This is a genomic window from Stieleria magnilauensis, assembly GCA_007753675.1.
GTDB lineage: Bacteria > Planctomycetota > Planctomycetia > Pirellulales > Pirellulaceae > Stieleria > Stieleria magnilauensis.
The window spans coordinates 7062113-7084171 of the sequence record CP036432.1; the positions used below are offsets into that span (position 1 = coordinate 7062113).

Annotated in this window: 11 protein-coding genes; 5 read left to right on the plus strand and 6 right to left on the minus strand. The window is 59.2% G+C overall.

Translation table 11 applies throughout. The features are described 5' to 3' along the window. Positions 1 to 134: 134 nt before the first annotated feature. Positions 135 to 1892 (minus strand): divalent metal cation transporter, encoded by a 1758-nt coding sequence (locus tag TBK1r_RS25300; protein ID WP_145217210.1) that lies wholly within the window; start codon positions 1890 to 1892, stop codon positions 135 to 137. 300 nt (positions 1893 to 2192) lie between these two features. After that, positions 2193 to 3260: an FAD-dependent oxidoreductase gene (locus tag TBK1r_RS25305; RefSeq protein WP_145217213.1), complete on the minus strand. Its 1068-nt coding sequence runs from the start codon at positions 3258 to 3260 to the stop codon at positions 2193 to 2195. A 220-nt stretch (positions 3261 to 3480) separates the two neighbouring features. Here TBK1r_RS25305 and TBK1r_RS25310 point away from each other — a divergent pair, with 220 nt between their 5' ends. The 5 genes from TBK1r_RS25310 to TBK1r_RS25330 all read left to right on the plus strand — a co-directional run bounded on the left by TBK1r_RS25310 (position 3481) and on the right by TBK1r_RS25330 (position 12258). Then, positions 3481 to 5325: a carbon starvation CstA family protein gene (locus TBK1r_RS25310; RefSeq protein WP_145217216.1), complete on the plus strand. Its 1845-nt coding sequence runs from the start codon at positions 3481 to 3483 to the stop codon at positions 5323 to 5325. A 219-nt stretch (positions 5326 to 5544) separates the two neighbouring features. Further along, the gene (locus tag TBK1r_RS25315) at positions 5545 to 7371 is read left to right on the plus strand and encodes a sigma 54-interacting transcriptional regulator (protein WP_145217219.1); all 1827 of its coding nucleotides are present in this window, start codon (positions 5545 to 5547) and stop codon (positions 7369 to 7371) included. Between the two features lie 6 nt (positions 7372 to 7377). After that, positions 7378 to 8646, plus strand: a complete 1269-nt coding sequence (locus TBK1r_RS25320) for a glycosyltransferase (RefSeq protein WP_145217222.1) — start codon at positions 7378 to 7380, stop codon at positions 8644 to 8646. A 177-nt stretch (positions 8647 to 8823) separates the two neighbouring features. Then, on the plus strand, positions 8824 to 10929 hold the full coding sequence (locus TBK1r_RS25325) for a TolC family protein (protein WP_145217225.1): 2106 nt from the start codon (positions 8824 to 8826) through the stop codon (positions 10927 to 10929). 531 nt (positions 10930 to 11460) lie between these two features. After that, complete coding sequence (locus tag TBK1r_RS25330) at positions 11461 to 12258, plus strand: hypothetical protein (RefSeq protein ID WP_145217228.1); 798 nt, start codon at positions 11461 to 11463, stop codon at positions 12256 to 12258. A gap of 25 nt (positions 12259 to 12283) precedes the next feature. Here TBK1r_RS25330 and TBK1r_RS25335 read toward each other — a convergent pair whose 3' ends face one another. From TBK1r_RS25335 to TBK1r_RS25350, 4 genes are all read right to left on the minus strand, one after another. Beyond that, positions 12284 to 15697 carry a hypothetical protein gene (locus tag TBK1r_RS25335; RefSeq protein ID WP_145217231.1) on the minus strand — a complete coding sequence of 1138 codons (3414 nt, stop codon included), beginning with the start codon at positions 15695 to 15697 and terminating at the stop codon, positions 12284 to 12286. 109 nt (positions 15698 to 15806) lie between these two features. After that, a complete protein-coding gene (locus TBK1r_RS25340) occupies positions 15807 to 20147 on the minus strand; it encodes a protein kinase domain-containing protein (RefSeq protein ID WP_145217234.1) in 4341 nt (1446 codons plus the stop codon). Continuing rightward, the gene (locus tag TBK1r_RS25345; protein WP_145217237.1) at positions 20131 to 20706 is read right to left on the minus strand and encodes a sigma-70 family RNA polymerase sigma factor; all 576 of its coding nucleotides are present in this window, start codon (positions 20704 to 20706) and stop codon (positions 20131 to 20133) included. The genes TBK1r_RS25340 and TBK1r_RS25345 overlap by 17 nt, the downstream gene beginning before the upstream one ends. 117 nt (positions 20707 to 20823) lie before the next feature. Beyond that, the gene (locus TBK1r_RS25350) at positions 20824 to 21963 is read right to left on the minus strand and encodes a formylglycine-generating enzyme family protein (protein ID WP_145217240.1); all 1140 of its coding nucleotides are present in this window, start codon (positions 21961 to 21963) and stop codon (positions 20824 to 20826) included. Positions 21964 to 22059 lie beyond the last annotated feature (96 nt).

Here is a 22059-nt window from a genome sequence, read left to right on the forward strand (position 1 = left end):
GACGCTGGCGCGAACCGGCTGATAACAATTGATGATCAGCCGTTTGGCGCGAGCCTACGGGCCCTGCGCTGGTCAAAACCTTCTCGATTGAGCGGTATTGGGCGCGAGCCCAACACCGCTCAATCGACAGGCCGCTAGCCCGCCATCGCTCCGCCACGTTTCTTGACGAAACCGACGACGACGGCGATGCCATACACGACGATCAATCCGATGATCACGGGGAAGGATTTCGGATCGTTGGCCTTCTCGCTGATCGCCGACACGGCGGCCACGATGGCTCCGATCACGGCAAACAACATCAGCACGTTCCAAACCATCATCCGCGCCCCGGTCGGTTTTTCCGCGCCCAGAATCCGCTTGTTGTTCATCATCAGGAAGAACGTCACGTAGGCGATCGGCAACAGCATCATCCCGAACGTGCTGGCAAAAATGGCCAGCCAGAACTTGGCTTCACCGTCCCACAAATACCACCACGTCGCCCCGCTCAGACCTGCGACCAAGCAACCGACGACGAAGGGGGCCGCACCGTCAGGCCGCCCGGCCATTTCACGAAACGCGTAACCGTTGATCAACATCAGAATCACGATCGTCGAGAACCCCATCCCAAACACACCGAGCCCGAAGACAAGATTGGAAAGCGATTGACCGAGCAGCGGTTCCAACGTGCCGGACAATTGAAAGGCGTTGCGTTTGACCAAGGACAAGGCGACTCGTTTCTCTTCCACACTGAGCGCGGCGACACGCTGCAGCTTCTCTTCGCCGGACATCGATGCGGCTGCCTCGGCGCCCAGTTCGTGCTCCACCCGTCCCAACAGGATCGGTTCGACGCCGTTGTAGTACGGACTCTGCTGCATCGTTGCCAAATCCTTGCTGGCCAACGAATCGTCGATCTTGTTGTGCAGCGAGAACGCCGCGGCGATCACGACGCAACTGGTCACCAGCACGTAGGGAATCGCCATGCCGGTCGACAGGTCGAACCGTGCCAAGCCGCGGAACGGCTTGTCCCAACCACGAGCCAGCATCGAGTACGGCAACAGGAAGGTCATGTTGATCCCGACCGCGGTGGCGGCCGCGGCGATCATCACCGAACGCTGCGTGCTGACCAGTTGACCCGTCCAATAGGATTGTTCGGATTGCCCCAGCGATGACACGACGGCCGCCATGTCGCCGGTCGGGTTGTTCCATTGCGACAGGTCGGGGATGAATCCGGCCAGGATACTTCCGAATTCAAGTTCGCCGTTGATGGCCAACAACACCACGACGCCGAAGAAACAGATCACCACCATGCCGACCAACGATTTGAGCACGATGTCAAACAGCTTGGCCGCGCGGCCTTGCTTGGTGTTCAACAGCACCACAAATCCGGCGGCGAAAAACAGGATGGCCGTAACGATGATCTTGGTGCTGGTGGCATCACCGAGCCCGTCGCTGCCGGCCAGGTTGGCGAGGTTCTTGTCGATCGCGTCATAACAGAGGCTGAACTGTGGCATGCACCAAATGATGTTTGCCATCACTGTCGCGATGATCCATCCCCACCCCAACGCCGGATTGATTTCACTGTTGATCGCTTCGAACGGACGCCGCCCGGTCGACAGCGTGACGTAGCTGATCGCCGACAGCATGATCACGCCCATGGTGATCGCCAGCAGCTGCAACCACAGCATGCTGGTTCCGCCCAACACGCCCAGGAACAACGCCCCGGCCAAGGAACCGCCGCCCAGCGTGATCGCCGCTTGCAACCAGCCCGGCCCGGACAATCGCACGTACGTCGACAACGTCTTTCCACTGGCCTGGGCGTCGAGCAACAGCTTGCGGTCGGCGAGCACTTTTTCGCTGACTTGGGGAGCGGACGCGGACGGGGCGCCAGAATCAGAGGTAGGTTGATCGGTCATCGAATACGCGACAAAAGAGAAGGAGGTGGGAGCGGGGGATCCAGTCGCGAAATATAGCCGATGACGCGGCCGGCGTGTGAGCCGGCGGCTGGTGAGAATCCGTAGGTCACGCTGGGGACAAGGGGGCTGGTGATCGACGGTGAAGCTATCTCACTCGTTGTAGGGAAGACGATTGGGCGGCTGCCCCTGATACCATTGCGGCCCAAACTCGCTGCCCCTCACACCCGGCAGGCCGATTGGCATGCACAGCATGCCCTACATTTCCTGTCACCGAGGCGAGCCGCGTCGCGGGTGCCCGGACTACTCCATTTCGACCAAGTAGCGTTCGGCGTCGAGTGCGGCCATGCAGCCGGTCCCGGCCGACGTGATCGCTTGGCGGTAGTAGTCGTCAGCCACATCACCGGCGGCAAACACGCCTGCGACCGAGGTGTTGGTCCGAAACGCCTTGGCCCACTGGATGTAGCCGGCTTCGTTCATTTCGACGGCGCCCTCCAGGAACGACGTGTTGGGCGTGTGGCCGATGGCGACAAACATGCCGCCGACTTTCAGATCGCGAACCGAGCCATCGACGGTACTTTTGACGCGGAGATTGTTGACCAGGTTGCCGTCGCCCTGGACTTCCTCGACGACCGTGTTCCACTGGATGTCGATGTTGGGATGATTGATCGCGCGGTCTTGCATGACTTTACTGGCCCGCATTTCATCGCGACGCACCAGCAGGTAGATCGTGTCGGCGCCTTTCAGGTTCGCCAGATAGGTCGCTTCTTCGACCGCGGAGTCGCCGCCGCCGACGACGGCCAGCGGTTTGCTGCGATAGATCGGCAGGGCACCGTCGCAGACCGCACAGGCGCTGACGCCCTTGTTCTTGTATTCCTCTTCGCTGGGCAGGCCCAGGTAGTTGGCCCGGGCGCCGGTGGCGATGATCACGGTGTGAGCCTGGACGGTCGCGCCGCCGCTGGTGGTCAGCTTTTTCACCGGCGCGCTGAAATCCACGCTGACGATGTCTTCACCGATCACACGGGTCCCGAAATTGAGCGCCTGTTGCTTCATCAATTCCATCAATTCGACGCCTTGCACGGCGTAATGCGGCTGTCCGTCTCGCTCATGGCCCTGGGGAACCGGCGGCAAGTTCCAGTGGCGATCCTTGTCGACGGCGGATTCGACGAACGCGCGGATGTTGCCAGCCGGAAACCCCGCAAAGTTCTCGACTTCGGTCGTAAACGCCAATTGCCCCAGCGGAATCATCTCCGGCTTGACGGTTCCCTCGTAGACGACCGGGTTCAGATTGGCTCGGGCGGCGTAAATGGCGGCGGACCAGCCGGCAGGGCCGCTGCCGATGATGATGGTTTTTTCGATCTCGTTGCTCACCGTGTGAGAACTCCTTCAGAGATGGTTCTGGCAAATGTTCGGGGGATTATAGGACCGCGTCACCGGCTGTTCCATGGCAGGGCAGGCATTACATCCGGCGGAGTGAGTGCGGCGGGACGTGGAACGGACAAACCGCCGCCGATCGGTTAAACTGCCCGTCTCTTTCCATTGCCTTCCCCCTTGAAATCCCGCCATTGTTGGCCGCTCGGCCGAATCACCTATGAGCACTCTTTTTGTCGCCGTCTTGTCGATGGTCGGTTTTGTCGTCGCCTACAACACGTACGGCCGCTGGCTGGCCAAGCGTCTGTTCGGGCTGACCGACGATCTCACAATGCCGAGCGAGGAATGCCGCGACGACGTCGACTTCGTCCCGACCCGCAAATCGATCGTGTTCGGCCACCATTTCACCAGCATCGCCGGGACGGGACCGATCGTGGGTCCGGCCCTGGCCGTGTTCTGGGGCTGGCTGCCGGCGCTGCTGTGGGTGGTGTTCGGGGCCATTTTGATCGGCGGCGTGCATGATCTGGCCGCCCTGGTGATCTCGATCCGCAACAAGGGCCAAACCATCGGGCAAGCCGCCGGCCGATTGATTTCTCCCCGCGCCAAGGTGCTGTTTTTGATCGTCCTGGCGCTCGCCCTTTCGATCGTCCTGGCCGTGTTCGGGCTGGTCATCGCCAGTATCTTTGCGATCTACCCCGAATCGGTGCTCAGCGTTTGGATTGCGATGCCGATCGCGGTCGTGATCGGGCTGCGTTATCGCAGCGGAGGCGGGTTGGTGATTCCCAGTCTGGTCGGTCTGGCCGCGTTGTACGTCGCCGTTTACTTGGGTGCCTATCACCTGCCCGTCGATTTGACGCCCTACTTGCCCACCGACAGCCTACTCTGGACCCCGACCGTCGTCTGGACCATCGCGCTGCTGATTTACGCGTTCATCGCGTCGGTGCTTCCCGTTTGGTTGTTGCTACAGCCGCGGGACTACATCAACAGCTTGCAGCTGTTCGTGGCGTTGGCGCTGTTGTTGGCCGGTCTGGGCATCGCGTCAGTGACCGGACAAGCCCAATTGACCGATTCGGCTCCGATGATCGCCAGTGAAGTCCCGGCCGATGCGCCGAGCATGTTTCCGTTCTTGTTCATCACGATCGCCTGTGGCGCCTGCAGCGGGTTTCATTGCCTGGTCAGTAGCGGAACGACCAGCAAGCAACTCGAAAAGGCGAGCGACGCGCAAGCGGTGGGCTATGGCAGCATGTTGCTCGAAGGCATGCTGGCGGTTCTGGTGATCTTGGCCTGTTCGGCCGGCGTGGGCATGGGCCCGCTGACGCGGAGCGTGACCACGGTGGGCGAAGGGGCTGCAGCCCGGTCGGTCGTCGCGATCGAGCGGGCCGACGTTTCGGGGAACCAGGCGTGGCGAGAGTATTATCGAACCGGAGCGGATGGAGAGCCGGACGCGGGTTGGAAAAAGCAGAACCTGGCGAAGAAACTGCGGGCTTTCGTCGACGGCGGAGCGAATTTCTTGTCCGCACTCGGGCTGCCCCTCCGCATGGCGATCGCGATCATGGCGGTCCTGGTCGCCTGTTTCGCCGCCACCACGCTGGACACCGCCACCCGTTTGCAACGCTACGTGATCAGCGAATTGGCGCTCTCGGCGGGCGCGAAACCACTGGCCAACAAGTACGTGGCCACCGGGATCGCCGTCGGGGTCGGATTAGCCATCGCCGTGTTCGCCGGCGACAGCCCCGGCAAGGGAGGCTTGGTGCTGTGGCCGTTGTTCGGGGCGACCAATCAGCTGCTGGCCGGATTGGCGTTGATGGTCGCATTGATCTTTTTGGCCCGACGCAGCAAACCACTCGCGTCGGTGATGATCCCGATGTTCGTGATGTTGTTGATGCCCGCCTGGGCGATCACCTACGACCTGTTTTACAACTGGCTGCCGTCGGGCAACGTCGTGCTGACCACGTTCGGGTTTTCGATTCTGGGGCTGCAGATCTGGATGGCCGTCGAAGGCCTGATGGTCTGGGGCCGCTGCCGAGGCGTGCTGGAAGCGCCGGCCGAAGCAGCCGCCGGCTAGTGGAGATCTCTCTAGTCTTAAAATGAGATTGCGACTATGATGGGGGGCGGTCGGCTGCGGGAAAATTCTCCGTCGCAACAGGGGCTTCGAATCGCGGTTTGATCGCCAGATCCGCGAGTTTGTCACGAAATCTCTGAGCACGGCAGGGGATCGTGGTCGTTGACAAGGCGAAGAACGCTTTGAGTCGGCCGTTACTCCCCCCCACGACGTGAATGAATCATGGTCGCGTATCTAGCGGTCGAATCCGGGCCCGAGAAGGGCCGCCATTACCCGTTGGACCCCGAACGGCCGATGCACGTCGGTCGCGGATCGAGCTGTGAAGTGATGTTGTCCGATCCGGTCTGTAGCCGGTTTCACGCTGTCGTCTTTTACGAAGATGACCGCTGGCAGGTTCGCGACACGGGCAGCCGGAACGGGACGTTGGTCAACGGACAAAAGATCGATACGGCTCAAATCGCGGATCAATGTGTGCTGACCATCGGCGGCACGGAACTGCGTTTCATTGATCCCTCCTCCGACAGCGCCGAGTTGGACGACGCGTTCCAAACCATCGTCCAAGACGTCTCGTTGATCGACACCAAGACGACCGACGATCCGATGCGCGACGTCGCCCACGCCGGGTACTTGTTCGATCTGTATCTGCTCAGCCTTTCGATGCTGCGGCTGGAAAACCCCGACGAAGTCATCGATTCGGTGCTCAAATTGCTGCGTGACCGAACCAGTGCCGACGCCGTGGGGCTGTCCTTTGACGGCGGCGACGGACGGCAACGACCGCACAAGGTCGAACCCGCGGATGAAGTGGACAAAGTCAAAGTCAGCCGCGCGATCTTGCGTCGCGTCGTCGGCAGCGGCGAAGCCATCTGGGTCAACGACAAGCGTTCGCAGGACACCGAATTGCAGGAAAAACTGCCTGCGAAATCGGTCTGGTCCGATGCGATCTATGTTCCGCTGGACACCAACGAAGCGAACATCGGCATCCTGCATCTGTACCGCAACCGACCGTCGTTCAACGAAATCGATTTTGAATTGGCGATCGCCGCGGCACGTTTGTTGGCCGTCGGTTTAGATCGCGCGTTGCAACACGATCAATTGCGTGTCGAGGCCAAGCAAATTGCCAAACGCAATGCCGACGGAGACGAATTGATCGGCGAAAGCCCCGTGATGCTGCGGCTGAAGGAAAAAATCACTCGCGTCGCGGCGGCCAACGGATGCGTCTTGGTGCGCGGGGAAAGCGGCTGCGGAAAAGAACTGGTCGCCCGCGCCGTCCATCGCAACAGTAAACGGGCCAAGCGGCCGATGCTGACAGTCAACTGTGCGGCGATCCCGTCCGAATTGATCGAAAGCCAATTGTTCGGCCACAAGAAAGGCTCGTTCACCGGCGCCGACAGCGACCACGAGGGTTGGTTCCAACAAGCACACACCGGCACGCTGTTTCTCGATGAGATCGGTGAACTGACGCTGGAAGGACAAGCCAAGCTGTTGCGGATTCTCGAAGGCCATCCGTTCTTGCCGGTCGGTGGCACGCAGGAAGTCCATGTCGACGTCCGTGTGATCGCAGCGACCAACCGCGATCTGGCTGAATTTGTTCGCGAGAAACGTTTCCGCGAAGATCTGTTTTACCGGTTGAGCGTCTTTGAATTGTTGCTGCCGCCGCTGCGAGAACGCGGTGACGATTTGGATCTGTTGATCGACCATTTCTTGGAACACTTTCGACTGCAACACGGTCGCGCCAAGCTGACGCTTTCCAAAGCCGCGCGGGACCGGATGCGCCAGTACATGTGGCCCGGGAATATCCGCCAACTGCGAAACGTCATCGATAGCGCGATCGTGATGGCCGACGACGCCGAAATCCAACCCGATGACCTGGGGCTGCGAGATGCCGGGATCAGTCGCTTGGACACGTTCCGTATCGATGAGTGGGAAAAACGTTTGATCGTCAAAGCGCTTGAACGAACCAGCGGCAGTGTGCCCGAAGCGGCCAAACTGCTGGGGATCAGCCGAGCCACCGCGTATCGTAAAATCTCTGAATATGAAATCGATCGCTGAATCAAATTGAACAGTTCCCCTGACCGCCGGCTGGCCATTCTCTCCGCGCCTGGCTCGCGCGGCGATATCAATCCGATGCTCGCGATCGGGATGGAACTCAAACGCCGTGGCTACGACGTCGCGATCTCGTTGGCCGAACCTTACGCGAAACTCGCCGAAGCCGCCGGCTTGGATCCGTATCCGTTGATGGATCGCCAAACGTTCGACACCATGCTGGCCGATCCGTCGATGTGGACGCTGCTCGGCGGCATGCGGAAAGTGATCGGCGGCGTCGCGGCGGAGCTCTTGCGGCCGCTCTTCGATCTGATCGAGTCGCTGCACCGGCCCGGACGAACGGTCTTGGTTTCGCACCCGCTGGATTTTGCCGCGCGGATCTTTCGTGATCTCGATCCGACGACGCCACTGGTCGACGTGCATTTGGCACCCGTCATGTTGCGAACGCCCGAGCAGCCTGCGCGGCTGACGTCTTGGCGATTCGAACCGACACGCCATCGCCGGACGTTTCGACTGGCGTATTGGTTGGGCGACAAGATCATCCTGGACCCACTGCTTGCCGGGCCGATCAACCGAATTCGAAAAGAACACGGACTGTCCCCCGTCAGACGGATCATGCACCGGTGGTGGCTTTCACCCGACCGGGTGTTGGCGTGTTATCCGGATTGGTTCGCGCCGTCGACGGTCAACGCGATCCCGCAGTTGCGGCACGTCGGTTTCCCACTGTTCGATGGTCCACGGTTGGATGGGGCCGACCAGCCTCTGGATCTGCCGACGGACCGACCGATCGTGTTCACCGGTGGTTCGGCCAACTGGCACACGCGTGAATTTTTTCGCGCCGCGACAGAAGTGTGCGTGAAACTCGACCGCCCTGGTTTGCTGTTGGGTGGTAATGAGAATTGCTTTCCAAAAACCTTGCCAAGTCACGTTCGCCCGCAAGGCTACGTACCGCTGGGCGAGTTGTTGCCGCACTGCAGCGCCATCGTGCACCACGGCGGGATCGGCACGACGTCGCAAGCGTTGCGAGCCGGGGTGTCGCAGATCATTCGCCCGCTGGCGTTCGACCAGTTCGACAACGCCGATCGGGTGGAAGCCCTCGGGTGCGGCGTTTGCTTGCATCGCGATCGTGACCTTGCCGGCAAGTTGGGATTTGTCCTAAACGATGTCGGTATGGCGGAATCGACGCGCCGGATTCGAGATCGGTTTGGTGGTTCGTCCGCCCCGCAGCTTGTGGCGGACGAAATCGATGCTGCTCTGACCGGCACAACCGCGCAGCTTTGACACCCGCTGCGGGACTTTGCGGACTGTGACGAAGATGCGACAGGAAATCATGGTCCGGTTATTCCAGTTCTGCCGTGCGGATGGTCGATAGGACAAAAACCAATTCGACCCGATGGCGGGTTCGTCCGGATAATGCCGGCATCGCCGGCTGATCGCCACCCTACGCGGCAAACATTGATGACCAGATCCAACGTGCGTTCCACGAACACCAAGCGTCGACTGTTGCGAAACCTCGTGACCGCGTTGACGATTGCGACGACCCTTCCGGCCAGCGTCGGCTGTCACGTCTGGGATCGAATCGGCCCCGGGCCCCACGATACCACCACGTCGTACCATCGCGGCGTGGGGCTTTCGATCGAATACCCCGAAGTGGCCGAATGTGCAACGGCGGTGACGATCGCGGCCGAAGCGGCCAGTGCGCCCCATTCATTGGAAGACCCCTCGAAACTTCCCACAATCGAACTCTCGTTGGACGAAGCGGTGGCAATGGCGATGCGGGACAGCCCCGTGATCCGATCGCTTCCCATCGGCGCAACGTTCTCGACCCAGAGCGCGACGACGGTCTTTGACCCGGCCCAAATGGCCTCCTCTACTCAGGGTGTCGAAGCGGCATTGGCGGAATACGACGCTCAATACAGCAACACGCTGAATTGGTCGGGCGCGGACACGCCGCGAAATGTGTTGGTCAACGCATTCACGCAAAACTTCCAACGCCAAGTCGACGAGGGCACCTCGGCAGCCTATGCAAGCTCGCTGAGCAAGAAAACTGCGTTTGGGTCTCAATTCACCATCCGTCACGTCGTCAACTACACCCGCAACAATAACCCGAACCGAAATTTCTCCAGCGACTTCGTCGGTTGGGTCGAAGCGGAGTGGCGTCAGCCGATCCTGCGCGGGTCGGGTCTGCAATACAACCGCATCGTCGGATCCAGCCAAACGCCGGGTGTGTACAACGGCGTCCTGATCGCGCGGACCAATGAAGACGTCGCGCTGGCGGATTTCGAAGATTCCGTGACCAAACTGGTCGCCGACGTCGAACAAGCGTATTGGGATTTGACGACCGCCTATCGACTACTTGAAGCCAATATCAAAGGCCGCGAATCGGCGCTTCGGACCTATCAATACCAAAAGGTGCGGCTGGATGTCGGTGCAGGACGCCAGGACGAAGAAGCACAAGCGCAGTCGCAGTACTACCAATTCGAAGCAAACGTCCAGTCGCAACTCGGTGGTTCCACCGGCCTGTACGCGACCGAACAAAAACTACGCTACCTGCTGGGTATGCCCGCGTCGGATGGAAAAATCATCAAGCCGACGACCGACCCGCTGGATTCCAAAGTCGTCTTCGATTGGAACTCCGCCCTCTCGCAAGCACTCGATCGCCGCGTCGAAATCCGCCGACAACGCTTCCTCGTCAAGCGGCGTGAGTTTGAACTCTACGCATCGCGGCTGAACAAACGCCCCCAACTCGATTTCGTCGGACTGTACCGCTATCGAGGCCTGGGTGATCACCTTATCGGTGACATCGATGACGGACGCTTCGATGGTCTCAGTTCCTCCATCCTCAACGGCGAATTCCAAGAATGGCAGGCCGGCGTGGAATTCACGCTTCCGGTCGGCCTGCGTCAAGCCGGTGTCGCGATCGCCAACGCAAAGTTGCAGCTGCAACGAGAGCGTGCGGTCTTAGCCGAGGTGGAACTGCGGGTCAGCCATGACCTGGCCGAAGCCGCACGGAACATCGACGTGACCTATCAATTGGTTGAAACCAACTACAACCGCTATCAAGCGGACCTGCGACAAGTCGAGGTCCTGGTGCGTCGCTACTTGGATGGCACCGATAACATCAACTTCTTGCTGCAAGCCCAGCGATCGGTGGTTCAAAGCGAAGTGGCGTTCTATCAGGCGCTTGCCAACTACAACGTGGCCGTCCGCGATCTGCATTGGGAAAAGGGATCCCTACTGGCATACAACCAGATCCAGCTGGCCGAAGACGCTTGGGAAGCCGGTGCCACGCGTGATGCCTACGAAAAAGGCTTGTTCTTGACGCCGCGTCAAGATCCCAGCGAGGTCACGATGACGCCGCCGGTGACACGTCGATCGTTCGATCCGTCGGAAGTCCAGGCGACCGGAGTCGGGTTCTCGATGCAAGACGGGACGATCGTCACCGAGCACGCTTTGGTGCCCGCTGAAGTCCCCGTCCCCGTCCCCGTCCCCGCAGAGGCAGACGTTTCGCCGATGATCGATGAAAGTGCCTTGCCGGCCGATGGGTTGCAGCTGAGCGAATAGGTGTGGCCGCCGGCGGGGCCGGCGATTGTATTACTGACGAATTACTCGCCGTACCGCGTTGTGGAAACGACTCGCGAGCGGCAACCGCTCTGCGGCCCGCACGCCAGCGGCGTGCCACACCAAAGCTTGGGGTCGCGCCCGCGCACCCCAAGTTCCTGTCGCCAACAGGCCTCCAACCCCAACGGGGTTGCACAGAGCAACACGGTTCGTCTGATTCACGCCGCCGTTTGCGCACCCCGGATTGTGCCGCGCCGTTTGTTGAACCCCGCTGGGGTTCCCCTGTCCTCTGCGCTCCCACCCGGAGTGCGCTTCGCGACTCCGGGCTTTGTTGTGGCACCGCTCTGCGGTGTGCACCGCAGAGCGGTGCCTCCCCAAAAGTCGCTCAGTAATACAATTGACGTCCCTAGCCGGCGGGGGTGGCAAGCAGGATGCTTACCCCACTTTTTTGTTCTTGAAATCGTTGCGTTTGCAGACAACTTGTCTTATTCTGGCGTGATTGGCAAATCATCACACCATGAAGCGGGGAGTTCGATGCGTACACGGACAACGGCGGTGGCTTTTTGCGTTTCGTTTTTCGTCTCGACCTGCGGTGTGGCCCAAGAGGCTGACAATGCGGCGGCGTTCGCATCGCTGGCCGATCGGATCGCCAGCGAGTATGCGATCTCAGCCGACGGCCGCCCGTTGAGCCTTCGCCGAGACGCCGTGCTGACGTGGACCAATCCGCTGGTCGGCGAAATCTATGGGGGCGTCTACGTCTGGACCGACCAGGGACGCCCTTTGGTGATCGCTTCGTTTTACAAGTGGTACCGCCCGCACACGCACAGCAGCCACGAGTTCCAGTCGCTAACGACGGGAAACATCGTCGCCACGCGAGCCGGACAGAAAAACTGGCAAACCTCCTCGCCCGGCGTCACCTGGACGCAGGTTCCCGATGCACCGCCGCCGGGACGCACAGCGGCACAACGCTTGGTTCAAATGCGCGGACTGGCAAAGCGATTCGAGTTGGAGATGACCGAAAAGGACGACAGCAAGACGCGACTGCGTTTGTTGTCACAGCCCCTGTTGCGCTACGACAGTCCAGCGTCAGGCGTGATCGACGGCGGACTGTTCGCCTTTGCCAAAGCCACCGACCCGGAGGCGTTGTTGCTGATCGAAGCACAGAACCAAGCCGGCGAAACTCGATGGCATTACGCGATCGCACGGTCCAACTTTCTGGCCATGCGTGCTCAATACAATCGATCGGAAATCTGGGACGTCCCGCAGTTGAGTTCGACAGAGAGCTATTCCGCGACTGGTCCCTACGCCAAGTTTCAGTTCGACGACGAGTGATCGCGGAGCGGAACACCGTCGCCCGTCATTGCGAAGCGATCTTCAATTGGTCCGCAGCGCGCTGATCGTCAAAAATCGTCAAGTCGACTTTGGCGTGCAGCGTGTTTTGGTCGAGATCGAATCGCAGGTCCATCTCGCGGAGCCAATCCAAAAACGGGAACTTCCAAGTCTCAGGCGTTTGATTCAATTCATACAGGCTTGACTCGTCCCACGAGGTGCCGACACAATCGGGAAGCCCGGCAACTTGTTTCATTTGGTAGGCCCCGCCCAGCGGGCAGGCGATCTTGGCGTTCAACAGGTTTTCAATGACCGATTGAGATTCCTGCGGTGGCAGATTCAGCCAGTGAGTGAGTTCCGCCAGAAACCGCGCGTTCTGATACGAGACGCGTCGCGACGCCAGATACGTGTACGCTTGAATGTACGGTTCGATCTCCGCCCCGGAAAGCGAACGCATCCGCATGCGGACTTTTGGCGGATCGACAATGTTCTCCTGTGAAATCTCGTTGAACACCTCGTTACGCAGTTTCGATTGCATCGCGACCGTCGTCAAACCATTTCGGCTCTCAATCATCCTCAAATATTTCGCCGCCGAAGCACCTCCGGGCGGCAGATTGGCAATGCCCCAGGCAAAGTAATAGAGCAACTGCCCAGAGGGTGGCGAGCCGAATGGCAGTGCCGCGGTCGACCATGGCAAGGGTGCCCGCGGCGGCGGTGTGCGTGGGGTGGGGCTCTCCGGCAACGGCTTGCCGTGGAGCAACACCGAGCTGAGCATCCGCAGAATCTCGGTGCTCGGCGGCGAGATCACACCAAACGATCGCAGCTTGGCAAATGTCGTGCCTTGTTCCTGGTCGAGTAGCTTGACTTGGCCATGATTGATTTCAAACGAAAGATCCTCGTCGCGCAGCCCGATGTAGAGCAGATGAGGTGGGCTGCCACGTCGCATCCTCACCGCCGTGTCGACACTCAACAGGTCGCGGCCACTGGCCGCAAAACGACGACGCCCGGGATCGGCCAGATGGCGTTCCAGCAAGGCATATTTCTGTCGTGCATACGGAGTGATGACGATTTCAATGCCGATGCGGCGCAACCCCGTTGCGTCCGTTTCTTTTTGGGTAAAGACTACCGTCACCGGATCGACGCGCCGCCATTGCTGGTTGTAGTCGCGCAGAAAGCCTCGGTAGGCGATCACTTCACTGCGTGTCGCTCTGTCGATGGGGACGTCGGGAATGGGAAGAAACGCACCTGGGATGCCGCGAAGCGAGTCTTGGAAACGATCGTTGACGACGATCGGCCGACTGCCATCGGCGCGATCAGCGAAGCCTCTGGGCAGTAGTTTCGCGCTGATGAACCCGCCGATCGAGGATTCCTCGATGCCTTCCGAGGCTGCCAACCATTTTGCCAATTGAATCTGCTGAAGCTCCCGCGCCGCGCGCGACCGGCGGGTCAGCTCAATTCGGTAGTGCGGACTGACCAGGTTCTGAAAAAACGGATCGGAGAGGTAGAGAAACGCAAATTGCTTTCCTGCGGAATCCGCTTTGCGTCTCGCATAGCGAAACTCTCGCAGTGTTCCTAATGACCGATGACCGCGTCCGGCTTGGAGAAAGCGATTTAAAAGGGTTTGCGAGTTCGTCACCAAATGATAATTCCCGTCGATCGCGTAGAAGGAACGCACCCGGTTATCGTCGGTGGAAAGCAGGGAAACTCGATGATTGGAGACCCTCAGCAGACGTTCGGAAACATCGGGAAACCTACTGAGCATCGTTCGGCGCTGCCGCTTGATGGCATCGGCGAGTGGAAAACTATCCGACGCTTCAAAGACAACACCGACTGCCGCTCCTTCACTGAACAGTGGATCGCAACCGACCAAGGCCATGTCGGAAATCAGCTGATCAAAGGGACCTGATGCGATTTGCTCGGGAGACAGCGCGAGTTGAAACTCCACCTTGTCTCGGGTCTGTCGAACCAGAGAGCCCGAATCGACGACGTCGCTGAGGTTGCCTCCCCATCCGGTCAGAAACTGCCGCAGATTCTTGTAATTGGCCAAGCTGCCCGTCCGCAGATAGAAGCATTCTTCGGGCACGTGCATCGCGATCGGTTCGATCGCAATGTCGCGAAACGGGGGAATGACCACACTGGCCATCCGGGGCTTGGGCGGCACGGGCTCGTCGGCGGGTTCGGACCGCATGGATTCATTGAGTTTGACGTCCTCTTGAATCGCCAGTTTGACAGATTCCATTCCAAAGAGCATTCCGACGGCACGTTCAAATTGTGCTTCCAACACGCTGTCTTCTTGCCCATCGCCTTTCTGCGGCACCGGCCAAGGACTCGGCATCCCGTAGCGTCTGGCAAGCATCGCGGCCAATGACCTGCGGAGCAGTTTCTGATCGTCACCGAGCTCTTTGGGTATCGTTGAAAAGGATTTCCACCAGCGATGTTTCAGCGCGGCGAGCGCCGCCGGTTGGCCAACGAGTTTGATATCCAGTTGCCCGAGCAATACCGCATCGCGAGTCATCAACTTCACTTCCAGAGGCGTTTGTCCGTTCACCAGGAATGCCGCCTCGATGCGATCCACTTCAAAAGGCGAGCGTTTAGACGACTGCTGGTAGGTGATGTCGAACGCGGCATACTTGGCGCGACCTTGCGTTTCGACGAGGAACAGCGGCTGGTCCGGAAAAAGAATCGGCCCGTGTCCTTGGGCGTACACCAGTTCCATCACGACGGCTCCGGCCGGTGTCCCCTGTTGTGCCTGTACAATGACGTCCTGCAATCGAACGGCGACCGGCCCCTGATCGAAGGGTTCTTCCGGATCGCCCCCTGCGCCGATGCCGGGAATCGGGGTCGGCGATTTCCCAGATCGCGGGGTTGTATCGACATTCGACTCTGGTTTGACGAGGGGTTCGGGCGTCTTGCGGTGATCCCTGCCCAATCGATCGGCGAATTCACTTAACAGCAACTCATGTAGGTCGGCACCGGTCATCTGAAGCTGCTCGGCCAGCGCCGCCGAGGGTTGCTCGCCACGAGCCAGCGCCGCCAGTTGTGCGTCGGTCAGTTCACCAATCAACTCTGCCGGGCCACCCGCGGACGATGCCCCTGGCGATCGATGCGATCTCGAATCCTTGGTTTCGTCTTCGGCATCGAGAATGTCCACCAATTTCGGCTGCTGGTGGGGCACGTCATCGTCAGTTTTGTCGCCGAGTGGCTTGTCGCCGAGTGGTTTGTCGCCGAGTGGTTTATCGATTGAACCGGCGGGGGTGTCCGAGTCGGACTCGGTCGCAGTTTGTACAACCGCATTCTGTGACGGCTTGACGGTCGGCTCGGCCCGCTCAACAGCAATCAGCGGCAGCGTCGAAAGGGCCAGCAGCGTGGCCACCGACGCGACAAGTAATCCGCTGACCAAGACGTTTTGGGCCACCGATTCTCGAAAAGAGAGACGTTTCATGGTTCATGAGCCGGAATGGGTTGGATGGCGCGCTTCCTAGGGTTGCAGAAATCTCCTCATTCAACGGGGTACAATTCATTAGACAGCAAGCCCACACCAATCGAGCGGATTAATTTTTCAGCCCCGTCGCTTTTTCCCAAACGACGGCGGCGACGGGATCTCGATCGACCGAAGGGGCCATCGAGACACAGCGCGGCCGAAATCCGCTGCGCAGCATTTCGGTTCCGACAACTTGGACGGTGCGAGGAGATTCTCCGAAGATCAGCCGCGTTGCGACCCCCTTTTCGTCGCTCCGCCAGACACCGGAGTAGATGGTTGCGTTTTCATCATGCGACCGTGACACTTTGAACGATCGGCACGGATAGCGGTTCATGCCGGCCCGTCTGATCTCGCCGAAGATCACGTCATATGAATTGGCGTAGGCAAACCATGGTTCGAGCGCCGGTTCATCAAACCGTTCCCATAGCTCGCAATACCGTATCTGGTTGTTGGCATCGTAGTAGCATTGCCGCAAGATCGGTTCGTAGTCATTCATCTTGTCATAAAACGTCTTGCGCGCCTGTTCCTCCGATTCGCCAAGGACCAACCACTGTTTTGCGGTTCCGGGCAGATCATTTCGCCAAAGTGCAAAGTAACGTTCCTCTGAACCGGGGCGATCTTCGACGTAACCGCCGACATCGGCCAAACGGTATCCCGACGCAATCTTTTCTTGCTGCTTTTGGTTGAGTGATTCCTCACTAAAATCCAGTTCCCAAATCGCATCAAATTCTCCGCTTTGCCAACCGGCCGAGACGACGACCTGCCCGCCGCTCCACACCGGTGAAATCGACGACAGACGGTATCCAGCGGTGGCGAGTTGTTGATCCAACCGGTCGAATTCGGCAACTGGGATACCGAGCACGAATGCCCCGTTTAGGCTCGCACCTCCATGCCATTGCTTGATTTCTTCACGAATTGATTCATCCAGCGGAACATCGATCAATGGCTCGTCCAGGCTCGAGGGCTCTGGTTGCGATTCGATTCCCCACGTCGCCAAGTACTTTTTAGCTTGGACGTCGTCGATCGAAACCACTTTCGTCGGCTGCCAGACCTGCTGCGCCATTTCGGACGATGGAGGAGCCTTGGCCGTGTCGCCAGGATTTGCAAAACGCTCGAGCCCCGACGACAGTCCGGCATAGACCAATTGTTGCGAGATGCGCGTCAAATCCCAAATCGCAACGCCTCCATCTGTCAGTCCGATCGCCAATCGTCGACCTCCAGGCTCCCACCGGATCGCATTGATCGATGCGTGTTCATCTGCCAAATCGAACATCGTCGAACGGGTCCGCAAGTCCAACAAACGCACGTTTCGGTGGCTCGCCTGGACCGCCAGAATGTCGCCGGATGGGGCGATCGCGATCACGGGTGAACTCAGTCGACCGAGTTCCGCGATCTGGCGATTCGCTTGCCCCTTTTCCAAGTTCCACTCCAGCAAGGTTCCGTCGGCAGAAACGGCGATCAGATTTTGATCATTCGGTGACGCGACCAGATTGCTGGAAAACATCCGCTTCCCAATCGTGCGAGATTTCGAATCTGGATCGGACAGGTCGATCCATCCGAATAGTAACCTGGCATTGACGGCGATATATCTGGACGATGCGTCAAAGGCTATCGATTGGCCGAAGATCGATTCACGCCGCACCTCACGCAATTCGATCGCGCCATCGCCCACGCGTTGAATCTCCCAGACAGGAACGCCTTCGGGACCACACGAAGCGAACCATTTTCCGTCGGGGCTGAAGGCGATGTCGTTGAATGCCAGACCGTTTCGGATGAGTTGTAAAACCGTGTTCAAGTCTCCCTTGCCGGAAAGTTGCCAAACCAGGAGCGATCGTGAGGTGACGGCTGCAATCAGTGAACCATCCGGAGAGAACTTGACCGCCTTCACTGCCTCGCCGACCGGCAACTTCGAAAGCTCTCTGCCGGCTTGGGTGTCCCAGAACCGAACGGTTCCGTCTTGACTGCCGCTCGCCAACATCGCCTTTGAAGGGTGAAACGCGACGCAGCTGACCGGTCGTTGATGTCCGTGCAGGACGATGCGTTCGGGGGTATCGGCCAAATTCCAGATCCGTAACCGTTCCGCTCCTGAGGAAAAAACGCGAGTCCCACCCGGGCTGAACCCCGCCGAACCGAGTGGCGGGGAACCGGGATGGGACAACGTCGCGACCAATCGCTGTGTCAATAGATTCCAGAGATGGACCGCCCCCACTTCGTTTACGGTAATCAGCCGAGTGGCATCGGCGCTGACCGCCAAGCTGAAAATCGGATCCGTTTGAATGACGGACCACTGCGAAAAATCATCACAGCGATAGGTCGCAAACCCCTGATCCGATCCGACGACCAGGAACTGTCCGTCGCTGGAGAATTGCACGTTGGGCACCCCAGCTCCCGGTGAACGAATTCGTTTGACCAGCTCGCCTGTCGCGGCATTCCAAATGAAAACGGACTCGGGTGTATCGGCAGCGGCAACGTAGCGTTGATCCGGACTGATCGCGGTGGTCAGAAAGCCGTGTTGCCGGAACAGAAATTCATAGTCCTGAGGTACCTGAAAGCTGCGGACGGGCTTGCCATCAGAAATGCCGATCAACCGGATCTGAAATCGATCGATCAACGCGATCAGATCCTGCCCGACGCCGATGTCCATATAGTGACTGCTATAAGCCGCGGGGCACTCCCATTGTTGGATCCAGCGGCCGTCTTGCTGTCGGTCCCACCGCTCCAGGGAATCCTTGTCGACCATCAGAATCGTTGTGCCGCCGTTGGCCATGGCCATTGCACGAATATCCAACCCGATCCGGTACACGCGAGACTGTTCGCTGCCGTCGCCGACGTGGCGCACCACCACGCCTCCATTGGCGACTGCGACGGCAATCCGCTCCTCATCCAAAAACGTTGCCGCACCGGGTGAATCAACCAACGCCGGACCTTCGACGGTCGTCGGCTGATTCCCGACAAAATCTCCGAAGCACAAAATCGCTTCTTGTAGAATCCGGGCTTCGTCCTTCTGCACGCCGCTCAATCGAGATGCTTGTTGAAGCAATGCCAAGACACGTTGTCGGTAACCGCTTTGTCGAGCGCGACGCGTCGCTTCGGCTTCACCGATCAACGACCCATACAAGTTTTGCTTGGCTTCAGCGGTCGCCCGCTCCGCCTCGGCGCGACGGTATTCCGCCATCCGCCACCAGAACCCGACCGAGACGAAACCGGTCAGCAGAGCGACGACAAGCAGCGAGAGCAACGACGCAACTTCGGGGCGTCGTTTGCACCACTTCCAGGCGCGTGACGACCAACCGACAGGTTTGGCTTCGATGGCGTGTCCATTCAGGAACCGTCGCAGATCGTTGCGTAGGTCTGCTGCGCTGCGATACCTGGACTCAGGTGCTTTCTCAAGACACTTCAAACAGATAGTCTCGAGATCTCGCGGCACTCCCGGATTCAACAGACGTGGTCGGACGGGTTCGTTCTCGATGACTTGGCGAATCGTTTCGACCGTCGACTCGGCAACGAAGGGCGCTCGACCGACCAGACTTGTGTAAAGAATCGCGCCGAGCGAATAGACGTCGCTTGGGACACCGACCCGACCATGTTCGGCCGCGGCCTGCTCGGGAGCCATGAAGCGGGGCGTCCCGAGGATCTGCCCGGTGTGTGTGATCTCTCCCAACTCAGCGTCGGCATCGAACAGCGGCTTGGACAGTCCGAAGTCGGTGATGTGAGGCTCTCCGTTGACATCCAGCAGCACGTTGGCGGGTTTGAGATCGCGATGCAACACGCCCCGCTGGTGAGCGAAATGAATCGCGTCAGCCAACGTCGCGACCAATTCCGCTGCACGACGTGGCGACAATGAGTCTTCACGTAGTGTCTCAGCAAGACTTTCGCCCTCGATGAAATCCATCGTGAAGTAGTGGTGGCCGTCATGTTTGCCGATCTCATGCACGCCAACGATATGTGGATGCTTCAACGCGGCGGCCGAACGTGCTTCACGGCGAAATCGCTCCACTTGCGCATCATTGGCAAGTCGACCGCTGAGAATCATCTTCAATGCGACCGTACGACGGAGTGATTCTTGCCGTGCTTTGAAGACGATCCCCATGCCCCCGCGAGCCACTTCACCGAGAATGAGATACTCGCCGATATACCGAATCGATGCGTTTGGAGGCACGGCCGATTGCTTGAGCTGCGAGACTTGCGTGGCATTGATCGCCTCGTCGGACGTCAACTCGCAGTTCTCGACGGCTTGGTCGAGCAGATCCAAGTCCGCGAAGAATGAATGAAGCTCTTGTTCGAACCTCTTGTGCCGGTTGATGAAGACGTGCCGCGGTACCGATTCTCCGTTCTCGATCAACCGGTAGTATTCATGAACGACGCGATCAAAGGCCTCATCGCGATCTTGTTTGTCACTCGTTTCCGCCATGGTGTTCCACCGCGTTCAACTTGTTTCGAAGTTTTTTCAATCCGCGTCGAAGGAGTCCGGCAACGGCTTCGGGGGACCGATCCAGGTGCACTGCAATGTCGGAGACCTTCCATCCGTGAACATGCTTGAGCATCACCGCGTTGCATTCTGCTTCCAACAAGGAGCCCATCGCGTCGGCGAGTTGTTCGGCACGTTCCTGCCGAATCAGGTGTTGGCTCGGTGACGTCTGCTCGGCAGACGGTTCGTTGATGATCCGCAGCGCCGATTCTTGCAGTTGTTGATCGATCGAGCGTTCAAGGCGAATGTCACGCTTTTGCGCTTGATATTTATTCACCAGATTGATCAACGTGTGCGTCAAAATGGTCTTCAACCACGCTCTCAATTCGACTTCGCTGGACCCCCGAAACCCATCCAGATCCTGGTACGCCCGCAACAGCGTCGTCTGGACGACGTCGGAAACGTCTTCCTTGGAGCGGAAACGCGGGTTCAGCTGCATGTCGGCGAGGACTCTCAGGTACCGCCGATACTGCTCGAGATTCGGTTGTTTGTCGCACGACATCGCGTCAATTCAGGTCGGTAAACCGGCGTCAAAACGCATCCGTGATGGCTTGGGACTAGTCGCTGCTATCTAAGAGGCAACGGTTACCCGACATTCGACCGCCATTTTCGAATCATTTTAGTGATCGATCCGCCGCGTCGTCGTTTTCGGTGGTGAAACCCGCCCCAGGCTGCCGCGGCCGTCTTCCAAACGCATTTGCACGTCTTCGGCAAGCTGCTCGCTGTCGGCGTCCCAGTACGCGTGCTTCTGGGCATCCGCCATCGGCGCAAGCGGCGCGACGATGCGAAATCCTGTCATGCGGCTCTCCTCGGACGTCATCCACCACGAGCTGCGTGGAAAATCTGGGTCTTCGTCCCACCACGCGACCGTGGTGCGACCCACCGATTCGGCCGTGCAGTCTTCCGCGTCGCTGTCAGCGTTTCCGCCGCAGGCGACGTGCCCAAAACGCAGCCCCGTGATCGCCGTGTCTTCGATCACCAACTCAGACACATTGCCGTGGACGTCGTGCAGGCCCCAAGCGTTGGGCTTTTTCGTCCCGACGCGCAGGGTCAACGAATCGATCGATGAGTTCTCCAGATAGACGGCAAACTCGCCGAGTCGCTTGGTGTCGTCCCCATAACAATAACGCGTCCGACTGCCCGCCAACGCGGCATACTGCCACTCGCTCCGCAGCGGCAGCCGATAGGTTTGACCGGTCAGCAACGTCAGGTACTTGGTGTACTGTCGCGCGGCAAATTGACTGACCGTCGTCACCGGGGAATCTGGTGCACCGGCATACTCGAAATTGTATTGCGGGTCATAAACGTCCGTCGGTCCGGTCACGGCGTCGACATCGGTCGGGGAATTCGCTTGATTGATGCCTTCGGATGCGTCCTGCTTCTGTCGGTAGTACAACTGTCGATAGGGCAGGTACTGCTCCATCGTGATTTCGCACTTGCCGATCCAGAACGGTTCGAAAGAAACCTGTTGCGCGGTTCCCGCCGGCTGATCCTTCGCCACCGGATCGCCGAAATCGTCGAACTGTTGATACGGTGGCAGTGGCTGAAGCGTCATCGTGCCACCGGGCACCGGCAGCATCTCGATGACGACGTTGGAGCCGGGGATCGGTTGATCGTAAGCGACCATGAAACCCGTTGCCGTTTTCACGAATCGACCCGCTGCAGGTTGATCCGACACCAGTCGCGTCTCAGGTCCGCCGGCAAAACTGCAGCAAGCGAACAACGCGACCGTCAATGCAACGCGAGTCGACAGATTCATCACGAACTCTCCTCAGATACGCCCACCGCGAATCGGCCCCACCTCGTACAATCAGAATAGCCGTTCTCCGACTCTGTGGGGAACCGCGTTCGAGAG

Coding starts and splice junctions, on each gene's coding strand:
- TBK1r_RS25300 (WP_145217210.1), bottom strand. CDS start 1,892: ATGACCGATCAACCTACCTCTGATTCTGGCGCCCCGTCCGCGTCCGCT.
- TBK1r_RS25310 (WP_145217216.1), top strand. CDS start 3,481: ATGAGCACTCTTTTTGTCGCCGTCTTGTCGATGGTCGGTTTTGTCGTC.
- TBK1r_RS25315 (WP_145217219.1), top strand. CDS start 5,545: ATGGTCGCGTATCTAGCGGTCGAATCCGGGCCCGAGAAGGGCCGCCAT.
- TBK1r_RS25325 (WP_145217225.1), top strand. CDS start 8,824: ATGACCAGATCCAACGTGCGTTCCACGAACACCAAGCGTCGACTGTTG.
- TBK1r_RS25330 (WP_145217228.1), top strand. CDS start 11,461: ATGCGTACACGGACAACGGCGGTGGCTTTTTGCGTTTCGTTTTTCGTC.
- TBK1r_RS25335 (WP_145217231.1), bottom strand. CDS start 15,697: ATGAAACGTCTCTCTTTTCGAGAATCGGTGGCCCAAAACGTCTTGGTC.
- TBK1r_RS25340 (WP_145217234.1), bottom strand. CDS start 20,147: ATGGCGGAAACGAGTGACAAACAAGATCGCGATGAGGCCTTTGATCGC.
- TBK1r_RS25345 (WP_145217237.1), bottom strand. CDS start 20,706: ATGTCGTGCGACAAACAACCGAATCTCGAGCAGTATCGGCGGTACCTG.
- TBK1r_RS25350 (WP_145217240.1), bottom strand. CDS start 21,963: ATGAATCTGTCGACTCGCGTTGCATTGACGGTCGCGTTGTTCGCTTGC.